4 protein-coding genes and 1 tRNA gene are annotated in these 6,535 nt (G+C 67.3%); all 5 read left to right on the forward strand.

Going from position 1 to position 6,535, the window contains the following annotated elements; all coding sequences use genetic code 11:
- A partial coding sequence (locus JHC79_RS22150; RefSeq protein WP_296394967.1) for an EAL domain-containing protein occupies nucleotides 1-2,722 on the forward strand: 2,722 nt, incomplete at its 5' end.
- 37 nt (nucleotides 2,723-2,759) lie between these two features.
- Nucleotides 2,760-2,831, forward strand: a tRNA-Gln gene (locus JHC79_RS22155).
- Between the two features lie 138 nt (nucleotides 2,832-2,969).
- Complete coding sequence (locus tag JHC79_RS22160; protein WP_296394968.1) at nucleotides 2,970-3,707, forward strand: DUF2071 domain-containing protein; 738 nt, start codon at nucleotides 2,970-2,972, stop codon at nucleotides 3,705-3,707.
- Between the two features lie 159 nt (nucleotides 3,708-3,866).
- Nucleotides 3,867-5,225, forward strand: a complete 1,359-nt coding sequence (locus tag JHC79_RS22165; protein WP_296394970.1) for a hypothetical protein — start codon at nucleotides 3,867-3,869, stop codon at nucleotides 5,223-5,225.
- The gene (locus JHC79_RS22170; RefSeq protein WP_296394972.1) at nucleotides 5,222-6,514 is read left to right on the forward strand and encodes a hypothetical protein; all 1,293 of its coding nucleotides are present in this window, start codon (nucleotides 5,222-5,224) and stop codon (nucleotides 6,512-6,514) included. Before JHC79_RS22165 ends, JHC79_RS22170 begins: the two co-directional genes overlap by 4 nt.
- The last annotated feature ends 21 nt before the right edge of the window (nucleotides 6,515-6,535 follow it).

Raw genomic sequence — 6,535 nt, forward strand, 5'->3', positions numbered from 1 at the left:
CGCCCGACTGATCGGGAAGGGAAGCGGTTCGGTCCTGTCGTTCCGACGTCTCGCCGACGCGCCGCCCTCGCCCCCGGAGCCCACGGACCCGTTGCAGCACTCGTCGGACGACGAACTGGTGCCGAGCAGCGAACTCCAGGCCATCCAGGATGCGCTCCAGTCCACGATCGAGGACCTCAGTTCGTCCAACGAGGAGCTCCAGGCACTCAACGAGGAACTCCAGGCGTCGTCGGAGGAGCTCCAGGCCACCTCCGAGGAGGCGCAGGCGTCGAACGAGGAACTCGAGGCCACCAACGAGGAGCTCACGACCCTCAACTCGGAACTGCAGCTCCGGAGCAACGAGCTGATCCGCGTCAACGCCGATCTGGAGAACATCCAGACGTCGATGACCAGTGGTCTGGTGATCGTGGACCGCGAGATGCGCGTCACGCGGTACACGCCGTTGGCGGTGCGCCTGTTCTCACTGATCGACGAGGACCTCGGTCGTCCGTTGCCCGCGGTTCCGACGACCATCCCCATCCCGGGATTCCGAGGCGATCTCGAGGCGACGATCCGATCCCGTGATCCGAAGCTGCGGGAGTTGACGAGCGACGACCGGGATCTCCTCATCCAGACCCAGCCCTACGTCGACGCCGCCGACGAGGTCCGCGGCGCCATCGTCATCGTGACCGACGTCGGTGAGGTCGCCGACGAGCGCCGTGGTCGGGAGGCCGCGTTGGCGAACCTCAACCAGGTGGCCGAGTCGGTGCGCGAACTCGTCTGGCAGAGAACACTCTCCGGCGAGCTGACGATGGTGACGTCTCGGGTGGAGGAGCTCTACGGGCTCGATCGCGCGGCGGTACTCGACGACCCGGGTCTGTTGCTGGCCGCCGTACACCCCGACGACCGAGACCGCCTGCAGACCGCCATGGCCTCGGCCGACCGGCGGTGGCAGCTCGAGTACCGGATCGTCCGGCCGGACGGGTCGGTGCGGTGGCTTGCCGAATCGGCACAGTTCGTACCCGGCAACGGAGTCGAACCCGATCATGTGGTCGGTAGCTCGCTCGACGTGACCGAACAATACGAGTTGCGGCGCCTGGCCGATCGTCGCTCCGGGGTCCTCGACGCCGTGTTGCGTACCGAGGCCACCGGGGTGCTGGTCCTCGACGCCGATGATCGCGTGCTCTCTGCCAATGCCGGGATCTCCGCGCTGACCGGGTACACCTCGTCGTTCCTGATCGGTACGCCGATGACCGTGCTCCTCGAGCCGGACCCGGACGGTCGCGTCGAGCGAGAGGGAGACGCGGACGTGCCGCGTCGTGTGGTCACCGCCGACGGCGTGGCCCGGCCGGTCACCGTCGAGGTGCAGACGGTCAGCCTCGATGGCGACCATCAGCGCGACGCGCCCCGCAAGATCGTCCTCGTGCGCGACATCACGCGGATGCGAGAGATCACCACCGAACTCGCCAACCGAGAGCAGTACGACCTGCAGACCGGTTTGCTCACGCGCACCTACCTGCGATCGAAGACCGCGGAGCTGATGGTGTCGGGGGTGAACTCCGTCGCTCTGCTGTGGATCGACCTCGACGGTTTCAAGGAGGTCAACGACCGATTCGGCCACCGGGCTGGCGATCTCGTCCTGGCCACGATCGCCACCCGGCTGCATCAGGCGGCCGGGCGGCACGACGTCGTCGGTCGGCTCGGTGGCGACGAGTTCGCGCTGCTCGTGACCCGTAGTCAGGATCTGCACGCTCTCGACTCTCTGGCATTGCGTGTGCTCGCGGCCATCCGGGAGCCGATCCCGTTGCACGATTCGATGGCCTACGTGTCGGCGTCGGTGGGCATCGCGGTGCACCCCCAGGACGCATCGACCGCAGACGAACTGCTGCACAATGCCGACACCGCGATGTACGTGGCCAAGGACCGTGGACGCGACCGGCACGCCTACTTCGCCCAGGAGATGAACGCCGCCGCCGACGACCGGGCCGCGATGAGACAACGGCTCGGTGCCGCCTTGAGCCGCAACGACTTCGTCATGCACTACCAACCGGTGGTCGACATCGGGACCGGCGGGGTCGCCTTGATCGAGGCGCTGGTGCGGTGGCGTCGTGACGGCGAGGTCGTGTCCGCTTCGGAGTTCATCGACTACGCGGCCGAGACGGGGCAGATGCGCGCGCTGGGACGCATCGTCCTGCAGCTGGTCGACGCCGACATCAGCGCGCTGCACGCCGCGCTGGGTGATCGACAGCCGTCGGTGGCGGTGAACCTCTCGGTCACCGAACTAGACGAGCGCGACATCACCGACTGGTTGCTGGCATGGGAGCCCGCGGGCGGACTGGGCAAGATCGTCGCCGAGGTCACCGAGTCGGTGCTGTTGGGTCCGGACAGTCGCGCGCTCGACACCCTCGGCCTGCTCCGGCGGCTCGGTGCCACCATCAGCATCGATGACTTCGGTACCGGGTACTCCAACCTCGAACTCCTCGACCGGCTCGAACCCGGCATCATCAAGGTCGATCGATCGCTGCTGCGTCGCGCCCAGGAGGACGAGCGGGGGGTCAACATCCTCGATGCCGCGGTCCAGCTCGCGCACGCCCTCGACGCCAAGGTTGTTCTCGAGGGTGTCGAGGACGAGGAGATGCTCGCGATCGCCGGCGAGAAGCAGGCCGATCTCGCCCAGGGCTATCACATCGCCCGACCGATGCCGCTCCCCGAAATCATCGACTGGATTGCTCAGCGTCCGTAGCCACATGGCACAATCGCCTACGTCGACACGACGACTTTCCGCCATGGTGTAATCGGCAACACTCCTGATTTTGGTTCAGGTATTCCAGGTTCGAGTCCTGGTGGCGGAGCTCCGGTGCAGTACCAGCTCCGAGCAGGTCACGGGTACCAGCGCTCCACCGTTGCGCAACGAGCTGGGTGTCGGTCGATCAGATGACACCTGAGGTGCGACGGGTTCGGGGACCGCGGAGTCGGGGCATACTGCCGTGATGGCTGCGGTGGGGCGGATGCGTTCGGTGATCGAGCGGCGGATGCTCATCAACTATCGGGTGGACCCGGTGGTGGCTTCGGGATGGGTGCCCGACGGCTTCCGGGTTCAGATCGTCGATGGGTCCGCGCTGGCCGGCATCTGTATGACTCGCGTGGCCCGCATGGTGCCACGGGGTGTGCCGGGGCCGCTCGGGTGGCGCGGCGAGAACGCGGCTGCGCGGGTAGCGGTGGAGTGGGTCGAGAACGACGTCACCCACCGCGGGACTTTCATTCTGCGCCGTTTCAGCGCATCCGCGGCAGTCGTGGCCGTAGGTGGTCGGCTGTTCCCAGGTGTGCACGACAAAGCGACGATCACCAGCACCGAAGCCCCGCACCGGATCACGGTGGAACTGCGCACCTCGGATGCTCCCACGGTGACCGTCGATGCAGACGTCGCGTTCACCACACGGCTGCGCGGCAGCGTCTTTCCGACCGTGTCCGATGCAGCAGAGTTTTTCAGCGCTGCCGCGACGGAATGGTCACCGGCCCGCACCGCCGACAGACTCGATGGATTGCGCCTTGACGCCGCGGAGTGGAGTCTCGACCCCACCACTCCCATACGGGTGCGATCCAGTCTGTTCGACGACCTGGCCGATGGTGTCGCCGAACTCGACAGCGTGCTGGTCATGCGCGACGTTGCCGCGGAATGGGTCCCGGTCCCGACACCACCCATGGCCGCCATGAAACCACGCGTGTGAGGGCTCGGTAGCGATCTGGGCTGATGCCCAACAGCTCTGACCGCTCTCGAAGACATGCGCGCCCGCGGGCCGAGGAATCGGGTGAGGCGGTCGAGTACGTGTCGTACGCGGAACTACCCATCGACTGCGGTGCGGTGGCCTCGATGAGATGGTGTCCGGATGCACCGCTTCCTCGGTCTCGTCGCGTTCGCGCTCGGTGGCGCCGTGGCGACGCTGGCGCTCACCACCCCTACCCCCTCGTCGTCCGAGTCGGTGCAGATCGTCGGCGCCCGGTGGCACGTGCTCTACGACAGCCCGGCGGCGACCGCAGCGGCGGGAGCAATTGCGGCAGTGGTGGTCGCGGCACTGTTGGTGCGGCGCGTCGACGGGGTGGCCGCTGCCGTGGCGGGCTTGGTGACCCTCGTCGTCGTCGGGGCAACCCCGAGCGGGGCCTTGCTGGCGAGGTACACCACGACGGTCGCCGCCGGTGTGGCGCTGGGTGGGTTGTGCGTGATGATCGTTGCCGGCGCGCAGCAGCACGGACGACTGCGGTCCACGTCGCTGGCCGCGGGCGCTGTGCTCGGGTATCTGGCCGGGCAGCCTCTACGCCAGTGGTGGCGTGGTGAATTCAGCACACCCCGGCGGTACGCCGACTATCTTCCGCACACCTCGGGCCCGCCAACCGACTGGGTGCTGATCGCCGGCGCCGTGCTGGCGATCATCGCGCTGGCAGCACTGGCCACCGCGACACGGGGCGAGTCGCGTCGGATCGCCCGAACGTGGTCGGTGCCGGCCATTGTTGTCGGACTCGTCGTTCCGGTCGCGGCCGTTGTCGCGTACTGGATTTTCCGAGAGTCCGTCACGAGCATCGACGACCTGGCGTCACGCAGTTGGGCCATCGGATACGTCGTGCTCGCACTCGCCCTCGTGGGTGCGCTGGTCCTGCCCGGACGTAGTGGGCTCGCCTGGGTGGGCGTCGTAGCGGTTGTCGCCTCAGTCGCGGCGGCGCACGTCGATGGTGGCGATACGACGGTCTCTCTGCTCGTGATTGCCGCCATGGTCGTGGCCGGTGCACTCCTGGGCCACTGGCGACCGGTGCCGCTGGTGGGGTTCGCGGTACTGCTCGTCGTGCTCCTCGCGCGAGGGTTCGACGCGTACGACACCGAACTCTGGGCGGTGGCAGCATCGGTGTTCGGCCTTCCCCTGGCATCGGCCTACACGATGGCGTCGCTGATGCCAGGACGCAACGTGCAGCACACCCGAACAGCGGCACCTGCCCTGGCCGCGCTCGCCTCCCTTGCCGCTCTGAGCGGTGGGATTGCGAAGTCCGATCACGGGTGGGTCTCGTATCTGCCGCTCACAGGTGCAGGGAGCTTCTCGACAGGTGCGGGCTACGTCGACATCGACACCGACCTCACGGTCACCACAGCGGTGATCCTTTCCGGCATCAGCCTTCTCGCGTGCGCGGTGGTCACGCTCCTGATTACGCGGCGACCTGACCTCGAGCCCGGCACAGCCAACGACGAAGAGGCACGATGACATCGACTGAAGCGTCCCGGACACCGCCGACAACCACGCAGGTCGCGGCCGCGGCCGGCGGCGGCGCCGCGCTCATGGTGCTCTTGGCGGTCGCGGTGACCGGACGATCGGGCTTCGGACCGCAGTCGTCGTGGCACGTTCTCTACAGCGGATCAACCGCGGTGCAGGCCGCCGGTGCAATAGTCGCTGTACTCGTGTCGACGTGGTCGCTGCCCACCATCGCTCGCTTGGCGACAACAGTTCTCGGTCTGTCGATCGCAACCATCGCGATCCTCGCAAGTGATTCCCTGGGTGCTGGTTTCATCGCCAGTATCGGCGCTGGCCTGGCGCTGGGTTGTCTCGCCGCCCACTCGGTGACACATGCCGACCGCCGCTCGGTGATCGCCCTCATCATCGGCGCGATCTGCGGCGTGACGGTCTACCGAGGGTTGCGGCCGATCGCCTTCAACGCCGTGGGAGACCGCTTCGAGACAACAGCAGTGGTCCTGATCGGACTCACCACCGTGATGGCCGGAGCCCTGTTGGTGGAAGCGATCGCATCGGCACGGTCGCGCTCCGACGGCGCCGCGCCGGTAACACCTGCGTGGACTTCTGACCGTCGGGTCGCGGCGGGTGGCATCGCGCTCGTGGTCGTGGCGGTCGTGACCGATTGGGCGTTCACCGCCTCGGTGATGAAGTCGCAGTCGACCGACGTGTGGTGGTGGGGTTGGCTCCCGGTGGTGGCGATGATCATCACCGGGTTGGCACTCCGCCGCGTCGGTGGCGCGATCGTGGTGGTGGCGGCCGCGTGGGCGGTGTCCAAGGTCGGCGAGATCACCTGGGCTCCGAAGCATTCCGTGTGGTTGCTGCTCGCGGTCGTCCTGGTCGTCGCGGCCTCGGTCGTCGGCTACCGGGTTCGCAGGCCCATCCTGGGTGTCGTCGTCCTCGCGTTCTGCGCCGCGACCTATCTGGTCTACGGATCGCCGCTGGGAGACATCTATTCGATGACCACAGTGTTCGTTGCACCGGCCGCCGCGGCATTCGCGGTCATGGGTGTCATCGCTGAGAATCCACCGTCGGCACCGGTCACCGTGACGGCTCTGTCCGGGCCCGCGATCTGGGTGATCGCTCCTCAACTGGTCTTCGTCGTGTTCGCCGGATCTGCAGGCGATGAACGAACGTTCAACAGCTCCTTCGGGCCACAGACGATGTCCGCCGCGGCGGAGCGAGCAATTCCGATGGTCATCGCGATCACCGCGTGCGCCATCGCGTTGGCGGTGATCGTGCGTCGACAGCGTGCGAGTCACTGATCACGGGCCTGATCGAGAAGC

It is taken from the genome of Williamsia sp. (genome assembly GCF_016462415.1).
GTDB lineage: Bacteria > Actinomycetota > Actinomycetes > Mycobacteriales > Mycobacteriaceae > Williamsia_A.

What these genes read in the sequence shown, in the direction of transcription:
- JHC79_RS22160 (WP_296394968.1), top strand. Translation starts at nt 2,970, where the DNA reads ATGGCTGCGGTGGGGCGGATGCGTTCGGTGATCGAGCGGCGGATGCTC.
- JHC79_RS22165 (WP_296394970.1), top strand. Translation starts at nt 3,867, where the DNA reads ATGCACCGCTTCCTCGGTCTCGTCGCGTTCGCGCTCGGTGGCGCCGTG.
- JHC79_RS22170 (WP_296394972.1), top strand. Translation starts at nt 5,222, where the DNA reads ATGACATCGACTGAAGCGTCCCGGACACCGCCGACAACCACGCAGGTC.